This window comes from Rhodopseudomonas sp. P2A-2r (assembly GCF_026015985.1).
GTDB lineage: Bacteria > Pseudomonadota > Alphaproteobacteria > Rhizobiales > Xanthobacteraceae > Tardiphaga.
In genome coordinates this window covers 5,555,698-5,576,098 of the sequence record NZ_CP110389.1, presented here as the reverse complement: position 1 = coordinate 5,576,098, position 20,401 = coordinate 5,555,698, and the positions used below count along the sequence as shown (strand labels likewise).

The following is a 20,401-nucleotide window of genomic DNA, read 5'->3' as shown; positions in this document are numbered from 1 at the left end:
GCCTACATTGCTGTTGCGAGGCTGTGTCGCGCGTCAGAAGCCATAATTCTCCGGGGCCTTATCGATCCTCACGGGAACTGTCCCTGACCAGGTCCGTGGATCTGGTCACACGGTGCCCACCTACTTTCGTAGGTGCTCCGGGATCGAGTGCTTCAACGGCCAACGCGGCTTCGCACTTTTCTTTTTGGTTGTCGCTGATTTGATCATCGCCGCTCACATCCGCACTGTTGTCATCCTCGCGAAAGCGGGGATCCAGTATGCGGTGGACTCTCAGCTGCATCACCGGCTCCTCGGAATACTGGGTCACCCGCTTTCGCGGGTGACGACAGCGGAGTCCAACTCCCCCGCGCGAAATTGGTGCCGGTGCTGATGTCGGCACCAGAGAACGCCCCAAACGCCGATAAGTCGTCACTCCGCACCGCGGCCATCCAACGCCGCGAGGCGCTGGGCGTAGAACAGCGCGCCGCAGCCGCGCAGGCCATGGCCGCGCAAAAATTCCCCGTCGCCATCAAGCCCGGCGCCATCGTGTCCGGCTACTGGCCGATCCGCGCCGAGCTCGATCCGCTGCCGCTGATGCGACAGCTTGAAGCGCAGGGCGCGCAACTGGCGTTGCCGGTGATCATGGGGCGCGAGCAGCCGCTGATTTTTCGCGCATGGAATGCGGATGCGCAATTGCTGCGCGGCCAATTCGGCATCATGGAGCCGTCGCCGCAATCCCCCGCCGTGCTGCCCGACATCGTGCTGGTGCCGCTCGCGGCCTTCGATCGCCTCGGCCACCGCATCGGCTACGGCGCCGGCCATTACGATCGCACCTTCGAAGTGTTGCATGCCGCCAAGCCCATCATCGCCATTGGCGTCGCCTTTGCCGTGCAGGAAATCGACACCGTGCCGGCCGAGCCGCACGACGTGCAGCTCGATTATGTGCTAACCGAAGCGCGCACATTCGATTTCCGGAGTTTATGATTTGCGTATTCTGTTTATCGGCGACGTGGTCGGAAAGACCGGGCGCACCATCATCCTTGACCGCCTGCCGGGCCTGGTGCGCGACTGGAAGCTCGATCTCGTGGTCATCAATGGCGAGAACGCCGCCGGCGGCTTCGGCATCACCGAGAGCATCTATAACGATCTGATCGATGCCGGCGCCGATGCGGTGACGCTCGGCAACCACGCCTGGAATCAGAAGGAGGCGCTGGTGTTCATCGAACGTGCGCCGCGGCTGATTCGGCCGTTGAATTTTCCGCGCCACACGCCGGGCCGTGGTGCCGCGCTGATCGATACCAAGAACGGCGCCCGCGCGCTGGTGATCAACGCCATGGGCCGCGTCTTCATGGAGCCGCTCAACGATCCCTTCAGCGCCATCGGCAAGGAGATCGACGCTTGTCCGCTGGTCGAGGCGGCCGATGCCATCGTGGTGGATTTCCATGGCGAGGCGTCGAGCGAGAAGCAGGGCATGGGCTATTTCTGCGACGGCCGCGTCAGCCTCGTGGTCGGCACGCATACCCACGTGCCCACCGCCGATCACCAGATCCTGGCGGGCGGCACCGCCTACATGACCGATGCCGGCATGACCGGCGACTATGATTCGGTGATCGGCATGCAGAAGGAAGAACCGGTGCGCCGCTTCACCACCGGCATTCCCTCCGGCCGCTTCGAGCCCGCCTTCGGCCCGGCAACGCTGTCGGGCGTCGCGGTGGAAACCGACGACAAGACTGGCCTCGCGCTGCATGTGGGGCCCGTGCGTCTCGGCGGACGGCTGTCGCAGGCGGTGCCGGAGTTTTGGGTGAGCTGAGCGCACAGCGCCCATGCGAAGACGTCCCGCGTCAGAGCCCGCTCAAACATGCGTCAGAGTCCAATCCACTCCCTCTGAAGCCTAGGCGGTTCCTCTCCGCGCTGGATTAAGCTTTGTGAACCGGACGCTTAAAAACCTCGGCTGCAGCCGAGGGAAATCCGTGGGCCGGCCGTACTTCCCTGTCTTGCGGCGCATCGCGCCGCGCTACCAGGGGATCAGCATGAAGAAAGCAATTGGTTTGGCGTGCCTGCTCGGCCTGTCCGGCATCGGCAAGGGGTTGGCTGCCGATCTCGGCGTGGCGGCGCCTGTCGCGCAGCGGCAGTCTGTGGTGCCGCTGCTGCCGAGCTGGGCGGGGCCTTATGTCGGCGTCCAGGCCGGCTATCTGTGGGGCGGCGGAGAAATCGGCATTCCCTCGACCGGTGAATCCCATGTCGTCGATCCGAAGTCGTTCATGGGCGGCGTCACGCTCGGTTACGCCAGGCAGCGGGGCCGCTTCGTCAGCGGTCTTGAGGCTGACATCAATGTCGTCGGTGGCAGCGCGACCATCGATACCGGCCTCGCGCCCGATCCCACGCTGACCCAGTTGCAGACCAGGATGACCTGGAACGGGCATCTGCGCGCCCGGCTCGGCTATAGCTTCGATCAGGCGATGATCTTCATGGCCGGCGGCCTGGCACTGGCGGGCGTGCAGAACAAGGCGATCGACAACGCCGCCGGGCTTTCCGCGAGCTGGAGCGATACGCGGGCGGGCTGGACGCTCGGCGGCGGTGTCGACTACCGCATCTCGCCGCTGACAACGTTCCGGCTCGAATATCTCTACGACAACTACGGCACCGCGACGCTTGCGGCGCAGTCGTTCGACAACGTCGCTTTCGCCGAGCGCGAACACAAGCTCGACACCCACACGCTTCGCGCCGGCGTCAACTGGAGCTTCTGATCGTCCATCACTCAGCGAAAGAAAGGATATCACCATGTGGAAATTTCCGATCCTCGCAGCGCTGCTCGTCGCCGCGCCCGTGGCCAAGGCAGCGCCGCTGATGGCGCCGGATGCGCTGCGTCCCGCCATCGCCGCGGCCTCGAACGTGGAAACGGTGGCCTGCGTGCGTTATGGTTGGCGCGGCGTCGGCGTCTATCCCGGCTGCTATCGGCCGCGCTACGCGATGGCGGCGCCGTATTACGTTGCGCCGCCCGTCTATGTCGCACCGCCCGCCTATGTGCCGCCGCCGCGGCGGTGCTGGTACGCGGGCGCGTGGCGGCGCTGCTGATGCCATGGCATTGGCATCCGTAGCCCGGCGTGTCCGTGCGACGTTGCCGCGCGGCGAACCTGGGACGCAGGCGATGGAGAACGAAACGGACGAAGCCCTGATGCTGGCGGTCGCGGCGCGCCAGCAGCAGGCGTTTCGCATCCTGATGGGCCGGTACATGCCGCGCGCCATCCGCGTCGCCCAGCGCGTCGTCCGCAATGCCGCCGAGGCCGACGAGATCGGTCAGGAAGCCTTCCTGCGAATCTGGACGCGCGCGACATCGTTCGATCCGGCAGTGGCGCGGTTCACCACCTGGCTCTACCGGATCGTGCTCAATCTCGCTTTCGACCGCGTGCGCAAGCCGGCCTTCGCGCCGATCGAAGACGCAGGCGATGTGCGGGATGACAGGCCCGAACCGGTGGAGCGGCTGATCGCGGATCAGGAGCGGCGGATGCTGGAGCAGGCAATGGCGCATCTGTCCGACCGGCAACGTGGCGCCATCGCGCTGTTTCACATGGAAGGGCTGAGCGGCGAGCAGTCCGCCGAGGCCATGAACATCAGCGCCAAGGCATTCGAGTCGCTGCTGGCGCGCGCACGCGACGCGCTCAGGGAGCAAGTCAGGAAAATTCAGGATGGCGGGAGGCAGGTATGACACGCGATCAATTCAGGCAATTGGCGGAGACATGGGGAGGCGACATCGATCGCTGGCCGGTGGCCACGCAGGCTGCCGCACGCGGCATCGCGGCGAGCGCGGACGGCGCGGCAATTCTCGAGGCGCAGCGCGGTTTCGACCGGCTGTTCGCAACCGCGCCCGACATCGGCAATGCGCGCGCCGGACAAGCGGGCCTGGCGGTCCTGCAGCGCCTCGCGCGGGCACAGGCGGTGCTGCCTTGGTACCGGCGGCTATGGCAGCCGGGATCGATGGTTCCGGTCACCGGCCTAGCCTGTTCGTTACTGGTCGGCGTCTGGCTGGCGAGCGCGCTTCCCTATCATCCGTCGGACGAGGGCATGTCGCTGGTCAGCATGCTGTTCGATAGTTCCGTCATCTCGCCCTGGGGGGTCCAATGACATTCTGGCCCTCTCCGCCGAAGCGCCTGCGCTGGGCGCTCCTGGCATCGCTCTGCATCAATCTCGCGCTGGCGACCTATGTTTCGGTGCAGTGGTTTCAACCGGACGGGCCGCCGGCCAATGCCGGTATGCCGCTGAGAATGGTCGAGCGCATCGCCGCACGGCTGCCGCAGGAGGATGCAGATATCCTGTGGCGGATCTACCGCGAGAAGCAGCCCGACATGCTGCCGCTACAGGCAGACTACCTGAGGGCGATGCGCAAGACGCTGCAACTGACGGGACAGCCGGAGCTGGACAAGGCCGCATTGCGCGCCGCGATTCTGGATGCGCGCGACAAGCGCATCAAGATCGGCGACGCCGTGATCGACACCTTCATCGAGACGCTGGACCAGATTTCTCCGAAAGGGCGACGTCAACTCGTCGGCGGGTTTCCGCGCTGAGACGTTGCGGCGCCGCGAGGGATCTCCGCAACCGGTGCGTATCAACTCTATCGGCCTGGATGGTCCGGGCCTGAGCGATCTCAAGCATGGGGAGCCGATATGGTGCAGCGAGTGAATTCACGGATGCCGCGTAACGACGGCAAGAGGTTCGTTTTTCGCCCGAGCGACACGTTCATGCGGGCGCTGCTCGCGGCGGCATGCCTGATCGGGATCCTGGTGGTGACGTTGTCTGTGGCGATGGCACAGGACGGCCGCGGCCAGGCCCGCCAGGCCTGCGAGGCGGACTACCGCAAACTATGCGCGGGCACCATTCCCGGCGGCGGTCGGGTTCGCAAATGCCTGAACGAGAATTTCAGCGCGCTGTCGGATCCTTGCAAGAAGGCCGTGTCGACGTGGCCCGGCAGGTAGCCGGCCCGGCGATCCGGCCGCGCGCCGGTCGCGGTGCCGGTGTCTACGACTTCACTGCACCGGCCGTCAGACCGCCGACCATGTAGCGCTTGAAGGCGTAGTACATCGCCGCCGGCGGCAGCGCATAGATCAGGCCGGTGGTCATCAGCAGTTCCCACGGCGAGTCGTCGGCGGCGAGGAAGTTGCCGAGCGCTACCGGCAGGGTGATCTCGGTGTCCTTGGACAGCAGCAGGAATGCGTAGAGATATTCGTTCCACGCCAGCAGCACCGCATAGGCGCCGACTGCCACCAGCGACGGCAGCATCAAGGGCAGATAGACCAGCCGGAACAGCTGGGGCGTTGTGGCGCCGTCCATGATGGCGGCCTCGTCGAGCTCGACCGGCAACTTGTCGGAGGCCTGCTTGAGCACCCAGATGGCATAGGGCGAGGCGATGGTCACCATGGCCAGGATCAGCGACCAGTGATTGTTGAGCAGACCGTAATTGCCCATGGTGCGATACATCGGCACGGCAAGGAATGCCGCCGGAATGAAGTAGGTGAACAGCGCCAGATTCATCACCAGCCGTCCGCCGCGCACCCGTAGCCGCGAGATAGCGAACGCTGCCGCGGTGGCGATCACCAGCGTCAGCACGCCGACCGACAGCGCGATCACCGTGGAATTCCAGAACTGCGCCCAGAAATCGCGCAGGAAGTAGTGCTTCTGGCCGAACACGATGCCGAAATTGTGCAGCGTCGGATGATCCGGCCACAGCTTGCCTGCGAAGGCATCCTGCTTCGGCGAGATCGCGAACAGGAACAGGTGATACAGCGGCAGCATGGTCCAGATGAACACGGGAATGCCGATCAGCAGCAGGCGCGCCTCGACGCCGACCTCGCGCAGGGTGGGCATGCGCATCTCTGATATCTTCATCGCGACAACCGTTTCATCATCACATAGACCAGAGGCAGCACCAGCGGCAGCGCGCAGACGATCGCCGCCATCGACAGGTCGAGCTGGTCGAGGCGGAGATAGCGGATGCCCAATGTGGCCAGCACATGGGTGAGGTCGGCAGGGCCGCCGCCGGTGAGCAGATAGACGCTGTTGAAGTCGCCGAGCGTCCAGATCATCGAGAGCAGCGTGCAGGTCAGATACAGCGTGCGCATCGACGGCCAGGTGACGTAGCGGAACTTCTGCCACGGGCTGGCGCCGTCGACCTCCGCGGCCTCGAACTGGTCGTCGGGAATCGCCAGCCGCCCGGTGATCAGGATCAGCGTCCAGAACGGCAGCGACTTCCAGATGTGCATGCCGATCGCCATGGTCAGCGCGATGGTGGGATCGTTGAGCCAGTTCGGCCCGTCCTCGCCGGTGAACCTGAAGATCAGATTATTGACCATGCCCCATTCGGGATTGAACATGAATCGCACCGACAGGATGGTCGGGATCGACGGTACCGCCCAGGGCAGGATGAACAGCACCGACAGCCATTTGATCCAGGTGCGCGTGTTGACGAAGAAGCCGGACAGGAACAGCGCGATCAGCATTTTGAAATTGATGCCGATGATCAGGAAGATCAGCGTGTTGACCGCGGCGCGGGCGAAAATCGGATCGTGATACAGCGCCACGTAGCTCGCCGGATGCCGCGCCAGCCACAGCCCGTAGCAGACGGGATAGACGACGAAAGCCAGGAACACGAGCATGTACGGCGTCAGCAACGCCAGCCCCCAGACCTGCTGCGTCGACAGCCGCGCCGACCACGGTTTTCGCGGGATCGTGTCTTGGGGCGAGGAGAGCGTGAGTGACGTCATGGCGTACCTGTAGAAGATCGAGGTGTCGTGCTTCCGAGAACGGCCGATCCGAGCCGTGCCCTCATCCTGAGGAGCGGTCGTCTTCGGCCGCGTCTCCTGCGAATGGCACGCCATTCGCTCGGGATGACGAATACACTTCATGGTTCGAGACCCGCGCTCAGAGGCGCGCTCCTCACCATGAGGTCGGTGCTCCGGGGCGCGCAGCGATGCTGCGCGCCCCGGAATGACGGACTTAGCCCGCGACCTGCTTGATGCGGGCGATCAGCTCATCCACGGCCTTGTCGACCGGCACCTTCTCGCTGACCACGCGGTTCATGGCCTTGGCCCAGGCGTTCTCGTTGTTGAGGATCGTGAACTTGTAGTTCTTCACGAAGTCGAACGTCGAGGTGCCGCCCATGAACTGGTTGTACACCGCCTTGCGATGACGGTCGGCCTGCCAGAATGCGCTCTTCTGGCCGGCGGTGGTCACCGGGAACCAGCGGCCCAGCGCGCCTTCGATGTAGGGCTGCAGGTTTTCTTCCTGCAGCAGGAATTTGACGAATTCCTTGGCCTCCGGCTTGTTCTTGGACGCGCTGAAGATCATGCCGGTCTTGACGTCGGAGCGATACTTGATCGGCGTGCCGTCGGGCTTGTTGGGGAACGACGCCGTGATGATGGTTTCCTCATAGGCCTTCTTGCCCGCGGCGCGCTGTTCCGGCGTCAGTGCCTGGTTCTGCGAGTCCTCGAACCACTTGGCCGCGATCGAGATCGTGAAGTTGTGGGTCATCACGATGGTCTTGTTGTGGAACGCGACGTTGTTGTCGGGGTCCTTCCACGTGGTCGAGGAGGGCGGCGAGCAGCCCTTGATATAGGTGTCGGTGTAATCGCGGAGCGCGCCGATCAGGCCTTCGCGCACCTTGGGATCGTCGACCAGCAGCTTGCCGTCGTCGTCGACCAGCTTGACGTTGTAGGCGTCCATGAAGGTGTAGAACGACTGGAAGGAGTCTGTGGATTCCACGCCCATCGGCTGTCCGACGCCGAAGGCGCGGGTGCCGGATGCCTTGCGGTAGGCCGGCTGCACCTTGTCGCACCAGAACGACCAGTAACCCTTCCAGTCCTTCGGGATATCGCTGACCTTGAAGCCGGCCTGCTCCAGCATGTCGCCCCAGATTTCCACATGCATCGACTGCTGCTTCAGCGGAAAGCCGTAATAGGCCTTCTTTTTGGTGACGTCATTGTAGAGGAATGCCGTCTCGATGGTGTTGGGCGCGAAATTGCCCTTGATCGGCGTCAGGATGTCGGTGAGGTCCTCGAGCTTGCCCTCGGATGCCCACTTGCCGGAGGCCTGCACGTCATAGGTGTCGGCATAGGCGACGTCCGGCGGTGTGCCGGAATCCAGCGCCGCCACCGTCTTCGGGATCATGTCCTGAATAGCGTATTGCGACAGCTCGACCTTGATGCCGGTCTTGGCTTCGAATTTCTTGATCGCCTCGATCAGCGATTCATCCTCGGACTTGTAGAAGCCCTTGCTGAACCAGACCGTGATCTTCTTTTCCTGGGCAAACGCCACGCCGCCGGCGTGGACGAGAAACGTGCCGGCAAGCGCCGCAAATGCAAACGTACGAAACGTGGATGTCACAATTGTCCTCCCTGATATTTTATTTTTATCCCGCCACTGTAGGGAGGCGTATCAATCCGGCAAGTGAATTGGATGCTGCAAAGCAGCATTAGCCAGAGTTGTACGATGATCGTACCTTCGACTTTCGTAGCAGGCGCAGATCCGGCGGGCCGGTTGAGGTCTTTGCAAAACCTATGGCCGCGCGTGCCGCCGTCCCGCCTGGCGATAAGCCTTGCGTCGGGGAGTGAGAAGGGGAGCGCACCGCCTTGCCGTTTCGCTGCTTCGACCGGCATACTCTACCGACCGCCCCGGCCGACATTTGCCATGGCCCAACAAAATTCCGAATGGAGTCCCGATGCCATCTCCCTCGCTGTTCACGCCGCTGCAGATCGGTCCGTATACGCTGAGCCACCGCGTGGTGATGGCGCCGCTGACGCGGATGCGCGCCGATCGCGACAGCCTCGCTGCGCGGCCGCTCAATGCCGAATACTACGGTCAGCGGGCGAGCGAAGGCGGCCTGATCATCGCCGAGGCCTCGCAGGTCATGCCGGAAGGGCGCGGTAATCCGGATACGCCTGGCATTCATTCGGAGCAGCAGGTCGCCGGCTGGAAGCAGGTCACCGACGCCGCTCATGCCAAAGGCGGCGTCATCTTCCTGCAGCTCTGGCATGTCGGTCGCGCCTCGCATTCCTCATTCCAGCCCGGCGGCGTGCTGCCCGTGTCGGCGTCGGCCATCGCCATTTCCGGCACCACCCGCAGCGCCGATGGTGCGACGGTGCCGTATGAAGTCCCCCGGGCGCTCGAGACCGCGGAGATCGCCGCTGTAATCGAGGCCTATCGCCAGGGCGCGCGCAACGCGATGGCGGCCGGCTTCGATGGCGTCGAAGTGCACGGCGCCAATGGCTATCTGCTGGAGCAGTTCCTGCAGTCACGCTCCAACCAGCGCACCGACCGGTATGGCGGCTCCATCGAGAACCGCGCGCGGTTGCTGCTGGAGGTCACGCAGGCGGTCATCGACGTGTGGGGCGCCGACCGCGTCGCGGTACGGCTGTCACCCTATGGCGTCGCCAATGATACCGGCGAGGCCGATCCGATGCCGCTGTACACCTACGTCATCGAAGAGTTGAAGACGCCGGGCCTGGCCTATCTGCATTTTGTCGAGCCGCGTTCGAGTGGCTCCGGTCGCGCCGAGGTCAACCACACCAATGTGCCGGCGGCGTTCGAACTGTTCCGGCCGTTCTGGCCGGGCGTGCTGATCACGGCCGGCGGCTTCGATGCGGCGTCGGCAGAGGCGGCGGTGGAGTCCGGCAATGCCGATGCGATCGCGTTCGGCCGCGCCTTCATCGCCAATCCCGACCTGCCGGAACGGATCCGGCGCCAGGTGGCGTTCACGCCCTACAACCGCGCCACTTTCTACGGCGGCGATGTCGCCGGCTACACGGACTATCCGTTCATGGCAGGCTGAGTCGTTTAGCAGGCAGATTCATCAAGCCGCGGCCATCACCTGTTTCAAGCGAGACGAACGAAGGCGAGGCACTCTTGGCGGCGAGTCTGTCGGGGCGCCTCGCGTCGCTACGTCCGGACTCAGATCGGTCCTGACTCTGTTTTCCCTCGAATGACCATCGAGCGCTTATGGGCTTGTGCGGCGTCGGCATAGCGCCCCTGATCCTTGTAGAAGCCGGCCAGGTTCTCCAGGACACCAGCGAGATCCGGATGGTTCGGGCCGAGCGTCCTTTCAAACATGGCCGCCGACTGCTTGAACAGATACTCGGCATCCGCCTTACGTCCCTGACGGGAGTAGAGTTCTGCCAGATTGTTCTGCGCCTGCGCGATGTCGGGATGGTTGGGGCCGAACGCTTTCGACGTCACCACGATCGCTCTCTTGAGCAGGCGCTCTGCATCCGCATAACGATGCCGCTGGATGTAGCTATTGGCCAGGTTGCTCATCGATACCGCAGCTTCGGGATCGTCGGGACCGTTCGCCTTCTCGAGGATGGCCAGTGCCCTTTCGAACATCGGAATGGCCTTGTCGTTACGGCCTTGAAGACTGTGGACAGCGGCGAGGTTGTTCAACGGCAGCACGATCGACGTATCGTCAGGGCCGCGCTTTTTTGTGCCGATGGCGATGGACCGCTTGAGAAACGACTCAGCTTCCGCGTAACGCTTTTCCGCACGATAGACGTCGCCCAGATTATTCAGCACCATTGCGAGGTCCGCATCATCCGGACCGAGCGTCTTCTCCTGACGGCCAGTGAGCGCTTGTAAAATTGCTCGGCAACGGCGTATTGACCCAGCTGGTAGTGGATTGTGCCGAGGTCATTCAGCGGCATTGCGACGTGCACATCGTCTGACCCAAACTCCTTCTCGCGAAGCGCAAGGGACTTCTGCGCCAATGGCAGCGCCTCCACGTATTTCCCGGCCTGATAAAATTCTTTCATCTGCAGAATGAGGGTGGTCGCCTCATCCTCTGCCGCGTAGGACGTTGCGCTGGGCGACAGGCTCAGGGCGAGCGCGGCGACCACGACACAGATCGATGCTTTCAGGGCCCTCATCGCGCATTCCTTGCTCGTCATTCTCGGGATGTCTGCGATTTTGTGTTGTCAGAGGCCGCACAGGTTCAATTCGGGCTGTGAGACAGCGGATCGTCCACGGCTTGCCGTCGCTGCTGGCATTTCGCGGCCAGCGCACGGCCGCACAAACTTGATCACTTTGGGGCAGCGCGGCCGCGGCGCGCATCGCATCACTGGTTTGGACACGGTCCGGTGCGAATGCGTCGCGGATGCTTATTCTATCGTGGTGAGGCAGCACCAGGACGTGGCTGACCTCACCCGACCGCAGGTGGAAGAGATAAAGAAAGCCGATCTACAATCTATAGGCCGGAAATGCTATTTGGTGATCAACTTCGCCGCCTGCTGCGCGCCGAACGCGTAGTTCATGCCGAAGCGGCCGCCATAATTCATCGCGCCGGATAGTCCGAGCTGGGCGTTGACGGCGGCGAGCGCAGTCCAGTCCTGCGCAAATGCAATGGTGGTGCCGATGCTGGCGCTGGCCCAGTCGCGGCCGAGCTGAACGACGGGCAGTGAGTAGCTCGGCGCCGTCGCCAGCGTCGTCAGGCTGGCCGTGACCGTGCGGCCTGCAGTGTCGTCAAACTCGTGATTCCAAGTCACCTGCGCGAACGGTCGCCAAATGCCGAGGTCAACGGCTGCGCGATAGCCCAGCGCGCTGACCGTCGAGGTCCGGCCGATGCCGGAAAAGGCCAGGCTGGTGAAGCTGCCGGTCTCCGTGAAGTTGTCGATGCCTACCGACTGCACTTCCACGCCGACCACCGGGCCATGGGTCACAGCGCCGTGGCGGAAATCGTAGCCGGTCAGCGCTGCGAACGAGAAATTGCGGCCGTGGGTGGAGGCGGAATTGCTGTCGAAGGTAATGCCCAGCGGCACCACGCGGTTGACGTCGTACTTCAGCCAGCCGAAGCTCATGATCGCATTGGCCCACAAGGCGCCGCTGCGCGCGGCGCCGAAGATCGTCGCGGCGACCTCTCGCTCCCTGAAGCCGCCGCCCGATGAAAAACTCGGATCCTGCGATCCCAGCGTGACGGCGGCGCCGACCAGCGCATGGGCGCCGAAACTGTAGCTGGCGCCCAACGTGCCGGAAATGGGCGTGCTCGGGTCATTGGGGAAGCCCGCCGAACTGTTGTTCAGCTTCAGCGAGGACACGTCGCCATTGAACCAGACATTGAAGCCGGGGCCGCCGCGGCGTTGTGCGACGTCGATCTGCTCCTGGATGCCCAGCGTCACGCCGCGGCGGAACTGGATCGCGCTTTCGGTCAGGAACGAGATCTGACTGGGCGCGACGATCAGGCTGTAGAAGTAATCGGACTCGATCTGCTGGCCGGCCGGCGAAAAATGGATATTGTCGGAAAACAGGCTGGTCTGCAGCGCGGTGGCCGAACCGAGAGATGCGACGTTCGGGGCCGGCCGCGTCGTCGAGGCCACGCAATACAGTCCGTAACCGGAATAGCCGTTGCTGGGCGGCTGACAGGCGGATGGCGACGTCAGTACCGGTGGCACGGTGCCTACCGCGGTCGACGTCAGCCCGAACCGCTCCGGCGTCGCGCGGATTGCGCCGACCATGGCCGCGAGATCCGCAGGAATGAAGTTGACGCCGGCAGCGGTGAGATTGCTGTAGATCTGGGTATTGAGGAAATCCCTGCTGGTGTTGGGGATCAGAATGTAGCGCGCGCCGGCCGCCTGAAGTCGCGCGACCGAGTCCGTGAACAGGCCGGCCTGGGTGGCGAGAACGGCCTGCGTGGCGCCGGGAGCGGTGACGTCGTTGCTGCCTGCGCTGATCACATAGAGCGCATTCGCATTGGCTACGCCACCGGTCGAGGCGAGGTAGTTGGTCATCTGTTGGGTGATGCTTGGCGTGAGAGCGGCCGATGCAAACGCGGGCGTGAAGGAGTTGGCTGCAGTGATGCGCGCGCCGGACACCGCGTAGTTGGTGCCGTTCGGCGATACGCCTTGCGACACATCGGTCAGCCCGAACCGGGCGGACAGTAAGTCGGTGACCATGAGGCCGGCCGACGGGGTCATGGCGGCACCATTGGTGCGCGCGACTGTGAAATGATTGTCGCCGCCGGATGTCTTGAAGGAGCCGCTGTCGAGATTGCTTGGGCCGAACACCAGGAACTGATCGAAGCTCTGCGCGGAGGCGGAAAGTGACGTGGAAACCAGGAGCAATGCTGCGGCTGAGGCCCTGAGAAACATGAAATGCCTTACAAAATAAACGCGGAGATCGTGCAATACATCCCGCTTACCGCGTGTAACGCACGGCGTCGATGGCTTGCGGGCGATTCTGAGAGGTTCTCGAATTCCCGCAACACATCCTACCCCCAATTGGGTGAGACGCGGTGCCGGGGGTGCCCGGTCAGGGCTTTGCGACCACTTGCAATCAAACGGGAAACTGCGCGACACTGCGCCTTTCGGTGGCATCACTTATTGATCGAGCAATCATGCGGTCTATTTCATTCGACCGGGCTGCGCTGTCGCTGCTCGACGCCGCCGTCGATCCGGCGTTATGGACCGCGGCGATGGATACGGTAGCCCAGTACGCCAATGCCACCGGCGCGGTGTTGCTGCCACTCAGGGGCCGCGGTCCCGGTACACCGCACTCCTCGTCGCTCGGCGAAGGCTTCGAGGAATACTTCAGGGACGAATGGCATCTGCGCGATCAGCGCGAGCGGGGATTCCGCACCTGCGGGCCAAGGGCATCTCCGTCGACCAGGATTTCGTGACCTCGGAGGAGCTGAAGACCTCCGACTACTACAACGGTTTTCTGCGCAAGTACGATGCGATCTGGTCGGCCTGCATCGGCTTCTCCAATGACGACGACGAATGGTGTCTGGTCATGGAGCGCGGGGACGCCGGAGGTTTTTATACCGACCGCGAGCAGGCCGATCTGGTGCGGTTCGGCGCCTATCTCGACCGCGCCGCGCAGCTGGCGCGCCAGCTGGCCTACGCCAACGCCACCGGTATGCTTGACGCCTTCGCGGCACTGGGCTGCGCCAGTTTCCTGCTCGATCACGCCGGTTGCGTGATCCGCCACAACGCACAGGCGGAGCGACTGCTCGGCAACGGGTTGATGCTGGCGCGCGGCCGGCTGCGCTGTGACCGCGCCCCTGACAGCCTTGCCCTCGGCCAGCTCACCGCCGCCCTCGGCCGCAGCGCAGCCGCACCGCCGGTGGTGGTGCACCGGCTGTCGAAGCGGCCGCTGGTGATCCAGGGCATCCCGCTGGCCGGTCTCGCCAGCGCAATCTTCTCGCCGGCGACGGCCATCCTTCTGATCTCCGACACCGACCTCCGGCCACCGCCGACGGCCATGGAGACCACGCAGCAGATGTTCGGTTTGACGGTGATGGAATCGACGGTGCTGTCGCTGCTCGAGCAGGAAGTGCCGCTTCCGGCCGTCGCCGAGGTGATTGGCATGTCCTACGAGACGGCGCGCTCGCACCTGAAGCGCATCCTGTCCAAGACCCGCACCACCCGCCAGGCCGAGTTGCTGTCGCTGCTCGCCCGCATCCAGCGCGCGCCAACCTAGGCGGCTGCGTTTCCACGCCTCTCCGCGAGCGACAGAGCCTAACGGAAGCCCTCCTTTGGCGCAGCCTCAGTCACCCAATTGGGTGACTGAGGCTGCGCGGCGCCGTGGCCTGCTGGATTCGTCGGGCCGCAGCGAAAACTCGCATCGGCTGGCGGCGACGCTAATCCAAAACGATCACATGAAGGGAACACCGATGATCTCGATGAAAACGGCGCTGCTTGCTGCGGCTTTGCTCGGCGCTATGGCCGTCACGCACACCGCATCCGCGCAGGTCGTCGCGCTCGGCGCCAGCAACACCGAAGGTCACGGCGTCGGCGCGTCGGAGGCCTATCCCGCCCAGCTGGAGCGGATGCTGCAGGCAAAGGGCAAGGGGATGTCGGTGCGCAACGCCGGCGTGTTCGGCGACACCTCCGCGGGCATGCTGTCGCGGCTGTCCAGCAGCGTGCCGGAGGGCACGAAAATCGTTATCCTGCAGTTTGGCGGCAACGACATGCGCCAGGGGATCACGCCGCCGCAACGGGCCGCCAACATCGCCAGCATCCAGCAGCAGCTCAGGGCGCGCGGCATCAAGACCGTGCAGGCCGACGGCTACGTCAAGTCTGCGCTGCAGTCGGGCATGGCGCAGAACGACCGCATCCATTTGACCGCCGCCGGCCATCAGAAGGTGGCCGCCCAGCTCGTTGGGTCGATCAGGTAACTTCACCTCTCCCGCAGGCGGAGCAGGAGGTCATCAGGAACCAGTCGAGCGTATTCCGTGACGCACTTCTCAATGCAGTTCTTTCGACAAGGCCCGCCGCGGCTGATGCTGCGGCGGGCCTTGCGTTCGTCGCAATCATCTCATTTCGGGAAGCCCGCCATGTCCACTGAGAGCGTTCCGCAAGAACGATTGCAGCCGACCATCGCTTCGGCTGCGCCGAGGAAGCGGAAGTTGCACGTCCGCGCCGGGCAATATCTGGCGTCGCAGGTCCGCGAAAGGTCGGCGGCCGAACTTGTGATGTTTGCCAAGGGGCTCGCGGTGGTGGTCGTGACCGTGGTGCCGATTGTTCTGACGGTGATCGTGGTCGCCAAGGCGATGATCGAGAACGGCATCGTTATGACCGCGCTGCGCGTGCCGCAATCGCTGGAAAATGCAGGCTATACCGCGGAGACGGCCACCCAGCGGCTGCTGGACGAGATCTCCGCGCTCAACCGCAATTCCAACGCGGCGAAGCCAAAGACCGCACTTGGCGATACCCAGTTGATCGACGCGCTGTCGTCGATCGAAACGCCGGCCGGAAACATCGACCTCAAGTCGTTCCAGTCGCTGATCCAGAAGGTGCTCGGCAAGCAGATCGTGCAGATCTCCGGCGAGATCACCACCCGCACCGAGGACGGCAAGGAGCTGCTGCGGCTTCGCCTGCGTCAAAATCCTGGCCGGGAGGGGTTGATTGACGTCGAGACGGCGCAGGGCGCCGAGACCCTGTTCAGGAAGGCCGCGCTGAACCTGCTGGAGCACATCGATCCGGAGATCGCGGCCGGCATCTATTTTCGCGAGTACGGCGACGAGGAAGCCGCCATGCGGCTGACGGCCGTGGCGCTATCGGGCAGTCATCCTGGCGCCGAGAAGTATGCCATGAACCTGCGCACCTACATCTATCTCAGCCGCGGCCAGATTGGCGAGGCCGCCTCGGCCACCGACGGCGCGCGCGCCATGGATCCGGAGTTCGCCGCGGCGGAATACACCCGCGCCTTCGTGCTGATGGCGCAGAAGAAGCCGGAGGAGGCGCTGCAGGCGGCGAAGCTCGGGGTCGCGCGCGCGCCGGATGCCGACAACAGCTACAATTCGCTGGGCATCGTGCTCAATTCCATCGGCCGCAAGGACGAGGCCATCGAGGCGCACCGCACCGCGCTGAAGAAGAACGTGCGCAGCATCGTCGCCTACCGCCGGCTCGGCATCGTGCTGCGCGAGGCCGGCCGAACCCGCGAGGCCAGCGACGCGCTGCTCACCGGCGTGGCGGTGGCGCCGAACAGTTCGCTGCTGCAGTTCGACTACGGTGAGGACCTGCAGCGCCAGGGCCGCAGCTTCGAGGCGATTGCGCCGTTGCGCCGGGCGATCGAGGCGCAGCCCGACAACCTCCGGTTCCAGGTGGCGCTGGCCGAGACCGAATACGCCCTGGGGCACGGCGCCGAGGGCGACAAGCTCGCCAGCATCGTGAAGAACCGCATCGCCACCGGCGAAAAGGTGCCGCCCAATCTCAGGGCGCGCGCCGATGCGGTGGTGGCGCGGGCGCCCCCGGCCCAGGGAAAATAGCCGGCGAGGCCACCGTAGCTTCCTCGCTCGCCGGCGGGAGATGGCCGGAGTGAGGGCTGCAAGGGGAGCGGAGCGTAACGGCAACACGAAAAGCGACAGTTCCGGAGCTACTACAATTTGTACGCCGTGCGGAATCCGCCCCAATGCCGGCCGTGCACGCGGATCGGTACGTCGATCTCGCGCATCATCACCGTGGTGCCGTTGCCCATGTCGCGGGCATAGCTCTGGATCAGGTAGGCGCGGGTGTTGCGGCCGGCGGCGAGGCCGGCGGGATCGTTGAAGATGCGACGGTTGCGCGAATTGGCGGTGTTGAAGGCGACGTCGCCGGGCCGTTGCGGCTTGGAATAGATGCTGTTGTGCACCGGCAGGTAGCCGTTGCGGTCGATCGCGGCGCAGAACGCCATGCGCGGGTCGGTCGCCAGCAATTTGTCCTGGAAATCCGGCAGCGCGCGGTCGGCCCAGTCGAGAATCCGCGTGCGCACCTGCACCGGATTGGAGCCGGCGATCTCCACATAACTTTCGTCGAACATGTCGTCGATGCCGATGGCGCCGGAGGCGATACCGTCGGCGAAGATCTTGTTGAGCGTGACGCCGGCATCGATGGCGCGGGTGACGAATTCGGTGTTCTCGTCGTGGATCGCCCATAGCCGGTCCTCGATCCGGCTGGTCAGGGCGGCGTCCGGCGCCACGAACAGGGCGCGGGCACCGGCCTTGGACTGTTCGGTGACACGCAGCCGGCAGGTGCCGACCTCGACAAGATCGGCCGTCAGCATCTCGTGCGGTTGCAGCGAGGCCGCGTCCGGGCCGCCGATCAGAATGCCTTCCAGGGAAATCTCGTAGACCGGCGCACGCAGCGTCGTGTTGCGGGTCTTGATCTCGATCTGCAGGTGGCACGGCAGCCGCTCGCGCTTGCGCTCGTCCTCGCGTTCGTCCTGGCGCAGCAGCGTGGCGCAGCGCGACTTCAGCTTCTGTGCGAACATGGTCACGGCGCGGCCGGCCTCGGCGACGCTCTGGCCATGCACCTCAGCGGCCTGGGTGGCGCTGTCGATCTCGGCAGCGCTGTCGCCGACGGCGACGATGAATTGCGACGCCGAGGCGGCATTGTCGGACATGTCGGAGGTCGTGGCGTTCTGTTCGGCCACTGCGCCGTTGACGCTGTCGAACACCGGGCGGATCGCCTGGATCGCGTTGGAGATGCGGTGCACCGCATCCACTGAACTCGCGGCATCCTTCTGCAGCGCGTCGATCTTCTTCTTGATCTCTTCGGTGGCCTCTGCGGTCTGCACCGCCAGCGCCTTGACCTCGGTGGCGACCACCGCGAAGCCGCGGCCGGCGGCGCCGGCGCGTGCGGCCTCGATCGTCGAGTTGAGCGCCAGCAGCGTGGTCTGCTTGGCGATCTGGGCGATCAGGTTGACCACGTTGCCGATTGCGGCGGAGGATTCCCTGAGGCGGTCGACGTTGCGGCTGGCCTCGTCCGCGGCGGCGCCGGCGTCGTCGGCCAGTTTGCTGGCGTTGCGCACCTGGGCGCCGATGCCTTCGGCGGAATGGGTGAACTTGTCGGCGGCCTGCGCAAAGGTGGTGGCGGTGGTCTGCGCCGCGCTGGTCTGGCCGGTGAGGGCGTCGGTGCGCTGGCGGATGGTGGAGAGGGTGGAGGCGGTGGATTCGGCGCCGCCGGCCACCGACTGCGCGGCGCGCTCGAGCTGGCGGATTAGCGCCCCCAGTTCCAGCTCCAGCAGTTCCAGGATCTCGCGCGCCGAATCGCGCTCCGGCTCGGGCACGGCGGCCGCCGCCACCACCACCACCGCGGGCTGCGCAACAGGAACAGGCGCCGGCGCCTGCCGCTTCCGAAACATTCCGAAGACCATGTCGTCTCTCTGGGGGATACAATCTATGCGGGTATCCTTGCACCCTGACGTGAAGCCGTGGTTAACGGATGTGCGACGCTTGCGCGCAGCCGGTATCCCAAGGCGGAAACCGGACTGTTTTTTGATTTTGCCGGGCTCGCGGCCTATAACCCCGCGCCGCCGCACCCCTGACAGACCGCACGAATCCGAAAGAGACCGCATGGCCGGACATTCCCAATTCAAGAACATCATGCACCGCAAGGGCCGGCAGGATGCCCAGAAGTCGAAACTGTTCAGCAAGCTGGCCCGGGAAATTACCGTGGCCGCCAAGCTCGGCACCCCCGACCCGTCGATGAATGCCCGGCTGCGCGCCGCGGTCACCGCCGCCCGCCAGGAAAACATGCCGCGCGACAATATCGAGCGCGCCATCAAGAAGGCGATCGGCTCCGACGGCGAGAATTATGACGAGATGCGCTACGAGGGCTACGGCCCCGGCGGCGTCGCCGTGATCGTCCAGGCGCTCACCGACAACAAAAACCGCGCCGCCTCGGACATCCGCTCCTATTTCACCAAGTCCGGCGGCAATCTCGGCGAAACCGGCTCCGTGTCGTTCATGTTCGACCATGTGGGGATCATCGAATACGACGCCGCCAAGGCCTCCGCCGACGACATGCTGGAAGCCGCCATCGAGGCCGGCGCCGACGACGTGATCTCGTCCGAGACCGGTCATGAAGTCTATGCCGCCCAGGAAACCTTTCGCGACGTCGCCAAGGCGCTGGAAGCGAAATTCGGCGAGCCGCGCAAGGCGGAACTGACCTGGAAGCCGCAAAACACCGTCGCGGTCGACGACGAGACCGGCGAGAAGTTGCTGAAGCTCATCGACCTGCTCAACGATCACGACGACGTCCAGAACGTCTACGCCAACTTCGAGGTATCCGACGCGCTGGTCGCCAAGATGGGCGGCTGAGGCCAGCCGTTGCGTCAAACTCCGCTGTCATCACCCGGCCGGCGCGCACTTGCGCGCTGGACCGGGGACCCAGTAGACACTGGCCTTTCGGGGCACATGCAGGCCGGCGTTTACTCGATCCCCGCATCCGCGGGGACGACAGCCTGTGGTCGGGGCGCACCGTCTCCGCCCACTTTCGCCGTGCAAACCCGTCTGTTGCTATTTTGTTCTTAAGCTTTCGGCGTTATCACTGCGCCCATGACAGCTGTCCCGATTCGCCCATCCGTCCGCATCATCGGCATCGATCCGGGCCTGCGCCGCACCGGCTGGGGCGTCATCGAGATCGATGGCAACCGGCTGACCTATATCGCGTGCGGCTCGGTGGAGCCGACGGACACCCTGCCGCTGGCAAGCCGGCTGCTCGGCATCCATGAGGGGCTGTCGAAAGTGCTCGGCGACTTCCAGCCGGCCGAGGCCGCGGTCGAGAACACCTTCGTCAACAAGGACGGCGTCGCCACGCTCAAGCTCGGCCAGGCCCGCGGCATCGCCATGATGACGCCGGCGATGTTCGGCATCGCGGTGGCCGAATATGCGCCGAACCAGGTCAAGAAGACCGTGGTCGGCGCCGGCCATGCCGACAAGAACCAGATCCAGATGATGCTGAAGATCCTGCTGCCCAAGGCCGAGCCGAAATCCGCCGACGCCGCCGATGCGCTGGCCATCGCCATTACGCATGCGCATCACCGTCAGAGCGCGCAGCGGCTGCTGCGGGTGGTGGGGGCATAATGTGTAGTTTGATCCTGCGCTGCAAACGTCGTCGGTTCCTTCCCCCTTGCGGGGGAGGGTCGGGGAGGGGGTCCACAAGCGACGTCGCCCGTAACACCCCCACCCCGG

Annotated in this window: 22 protein-coding genes and 1 other RNA gene; 16 read left to right on the top strand and 7 right to left on the bottom strand. The window is 64.6% G+C overall.

All coding sequences use genetic code 11. From position 1 onward, the window contains the following. Positions 1 to 15 precede the first annotated feature (15 nt). The 9 genes from ssrS to ONR75_RS26910 all read left to right on the top strand — a co-directional run bounded on the left by ssrS (position 16) and on the right by ONR75_RS26910 (position 4,949). A non-coding RNA gene (gene ssrS / locus ONR75_RS26950) (6S RNA) lies at positions 16 to 175 on the top strand. 194 nt (positions 176 to 369) lie between these two features. Next, positions 370 to 963, top strand: a complete 594-nt coding sequence (locus tag ONR75_RS26945) for a 5-formyltetrahydrofolate cyclo-ligase (protein WP_265079946.1) — start codon at positions 370 to 372, stop codon at positions 961 to 963. Between the two features lies 1 nt (position 964). Continuing rightward, on the top strand, positions 965 to 1,789 hold the full coding sequence (locus ONR75_RS26940) for a TIGR00282 family metallophosphoesterase (RefSeq protein WP_265079945.1): 825 nt from the start codon (positions 965 to 967) through the stop codon (positions 1,787 to 1,789). Positions 1,790 to 2,009: 220 nt separating this feature from the next. Further along, positions 2,010 to 2,726 (top strand): outer membrane protein, encoded by a 717-nt coding sequence (locus ONR75_RS26935; protein ID WP_265079944.1) that lies wholly within the window; start codon positions 2,010 to 2,012, stop codon positions 2,724 to 2,726. Between the two features lie 34 nt (positions 2,727 to 2,760). Further along, the gene (locus tag ONR75_RS26930; RefSeq protein WP_265079943.1) at positions 2,761 to 3,054 is read left to right on the top strand and encodes a hypothetical protein; all 294 of its coding nucleotides are present in this window, start codon (positions 2,761 to 2,763) and stop codon (positions 3,052 to 3,054) included. 73 nt (positions 3,055 to 3,127) lie between these two features. Continuing rightward, on the top strand, positions 3,128 to 3,685 hold the full coding sequence (locus tag ONR75_RS26925; RefSeq protein WP_265079942.1) for an RNA polymerase sigma factor: 558 nt from the start codon (positions 3,128 to 3,130) through the stop codon (positions 3,683 to 3,685). Continuing rightward, positions 3,682 to 4,101: a hypothetical protein gene (locus ONR75_RS26920; protein ID WP_265079941.1), complete on the top strand. Its 420-nt coding sequence runs from the start codon at positions 3,682 to 3,684 to the stop codon at positions 4,099 to 4,101. Before ONR75_RS26925 ends, ONR75_RS26920 begins: the two co-directional genes overlap by 4 nt. Further along, on the top strand, positions 4,098 to 4,541 hold the full coding sequence (locus ONR75_RS26915) for a periplasmic heavy metal sensor (protein ID WP_265079940.1): 444 nt from the start codon (positions 4,098 to 4,100) through the stop codon (positions 4,539 to 4,541). Before ONR75_RS26920 ends, ONR75_RS26915 begins: the two co-directional genes overlap by 4 nt. Before the next feature lie 123 nt (positions 4,542 to 4,664). Next, positions 4,665 to 4,949 (top strand): hypothetical protein, encoded by a 285-nt coding sequence (locus ONR75_RS26910; RefSeq protein ID WP_265079939.1) that lies wholly within the window; start codon positions 4,665 to 4,667, stop codon positions 4,947 to 4,949. Between the two features lie 43 nt (positions 4,950 to 4,992). On the opposite strand, the gene ONR75_RS26905 is transcribed toward ONR75_RS26910, so the two are convergent. From ONR75_RS26905 to ONR75_RS26895, 3 genes are all read right to left on the bottom strand, one after another. Further along, positions 4,993 to 5,844 carry a carbohydrate ABC transporter permease gene (locus tag ONR75_RS26905; protein ID WP_265079938.1) on the bottom strand — a complete coding sequence of 284 codons (852 nt, stop codon included), beginning with the start codon at positions 5,842 to 5,844 and terminating at the stop codon, positions 4,993 to 4,995. A gap of 11 nt (positions 5,845 to 5,855) precedes the next feature. After that, a complete protein-coding gene (locus ONR75_RS26900; RefSeq protein WP_265079937.1) occupies positions 5,856 to 6,734 on the bottom strand; it encodes a carbohydrate ABC transporter permease in 879 nt (292 codons plus the stop codon). A gap of 232 nt (positions 6,735 to 6,966) precedes the next feature. Further along, positions 6,967 to 8,283, bottom strand: coding sequence for an ABC transporter substrate-binding protein (locus ONR75_RS26895; protein ID WP_265083815.1), 1,317 nt, complete (start codon positions 8,281 to 8,283; stop codon positions 6,967 to 6,969). 403 nt (positions 8,284 to 8,686) lie between these two features. Between ONR75_RS26895 and ONR75_RS26890 the strand changes: the two genes are divergently transcribed. Continuing rightward, the gene (locus ONR75_RS26890; RefSeq protein ID WP_265079936.1) at positions 8,687 to 9,796 is read left to right on the top strand and encodes an alkene reductase; all 1,110 of its coding nucleotides are present in this window, start codon (positions 8,687 to 8,689) and stop codon (positions 9,794 to 9,796) included. A gap of 119 nt (positions 9,797 to 9,915) precedes the next feature. Here the strand turns inward: ONR75_RS26890 and ONR75_RS26885 are convergent, their stop codons facing one another. From ONR75_RS26885 to ONR75_RS26875, 3 genes are all read right to left on the bottom strand, one after another. Continuing rightward, positions 9,916 to 10,599 carry a tetratricopeptide repeat protein gene (locus ONR75_RS26885; protein ID WP_413776541.1) on the bottom strand — a complete coding sequence of 228 codons (684 nt, stop codon included), beginning with the start codon at positions 10,597 to 10,599 and terminating at the stop codon, positions 9,916 to 9,918. Then, positions 10,527 to 10,883 carry a tetratricopeptide repeat protein gene (locus ONR75_RS26880; RefSeq protein ID WP_265079934.1) on the bottom strand — a complete coding sequence of 119 codons (357 nt, stop codon included), beginning with the start codon at positions 10,881 to 10,883 and terminating at the stop codon, positions 10,527 to 10,529. The genes ONR75_RS26885 and ONR75_RS26880 overlap by 73 nt, the downstream gene beginning before the upstream one ends. 333 nt (positions 10,884 to 11,216) lie before the next feature. Further along, positions 11,217 to 13,097 (bottom strand): autotransporter outer membrane beta-barrel domain-containing protein, encoded by a 1,881-nt coding sequence (locus ONR75_RS26875; protein ID WP_265079933.1) that lies wholly within the window; start codon positions 13,095 to 13,097, stop codon positions 11,217 to 11,219. 245 nt (positions 13,098 to 13,342) lie between these two features. Here ONR75_RS26875 and ONR75_RS26870 point away from each other — a divergent pair, with 245 nt between their 5' ends. From ONR75_RS26870 to ONR75_RS26855, 4 genes are all read left to right on the top strand, one after another. Continuing rightward, a complete protein-coding gene (locus ONR75_RS26870) occupies positions 13,343 to 13,624 on the top strand; it encodes a hypothetical protein (RefSeq protein WP_265079932.1) in 282 nt (93 codons plus the stop codon). After that, entirely contained in the window at positions 13,621 to 14,427 is an 807-nt protein-coding gene (locus ONR75_RS26865; protein ID WP_265079931.1) for a helix-turn-helix transcriptional regulator, read from the top strand. Before ONR75_RS26870 ends, ONR75_RS26865 begins: the two co-directional genes overlap by 4 nt. A gap of 193 nt (positions 14,428 to 14,620) precedes the next feature. Next, on the top strand, positions 14,621 to 15,124 hold the full coding sequence (locus tag ONR75_RS26860; RefSeq protein ID WP_320109666.1) for a GDSL-type esterase/lipase family protein: 504 nt from the start codon (positions 14,621 to 14,623) through the stop codon (positions 15,122 to 15,124). Positions 15,125 to 15,283: 159 nt separating this feature from the next. Next, positions 15,284 to 16,717, top strand: a complete 1,434-nt coding sequence (locus tag ONR75_RS26855; protein ID WP_265079930.1) for a tetratricopeptide repeat protein — start codon at positions 15,284 to 15,286, stop codon at positions 16,715 to 16,717. 110 nt (positions 16,718 to 16,827) lie between these two features. Here the strand turns inward: ONR75_RS26855 and ONR75_RS26850 are convergent, their stop codons facing one another. Next, positions 16,828 to 18,582, bottom strand: coding sequence for a methyl-accepting chemotaxis protein (locus ONR75_RS26850; protein ID WP_265079929.1), 1,755 nt, complete (start codon positions 18,580 to 18,582; stop codon positions 16,828 to 16,830). A gap of 199 nt (positions 18,583 to 18,781) precedes the next feature. On the opposite strand from ONR75_RS26850, the gene ONR75_RS26845 reads away from it, so the two are divergent. Both ONR75_RS26845 and ruvC read left to right on the top strand, forming a co-directional pair. Further along, positions 18,782 to 19,528: a YebC/PmpR family DNA-binding transcriptional regulator gene (locus ONR75_RS26845; RefSeq protein ID WP_265079928.1), complete on the top strand. Its 747-nt coding sequence runs from the start codon at positions 18,782 to 18,784 to the stop codon at positions 19,526 to 19,528. A 237-nt stretch (positions 19,529 to 19,765) separates the two neighbouring features. After that, entirely contained in the window at positions 19,766 to 20,293 is a 528-nt protein-coding gene (ruvC, locus tag ONR75_RS26840; RefSeq protein ID WP_265079927.1) for a crossover junction endodeoxyribonuclease RuvC, read from the top strand. Positions 20,294 to 20,401 lie beyond the last annotated feature (108 nt).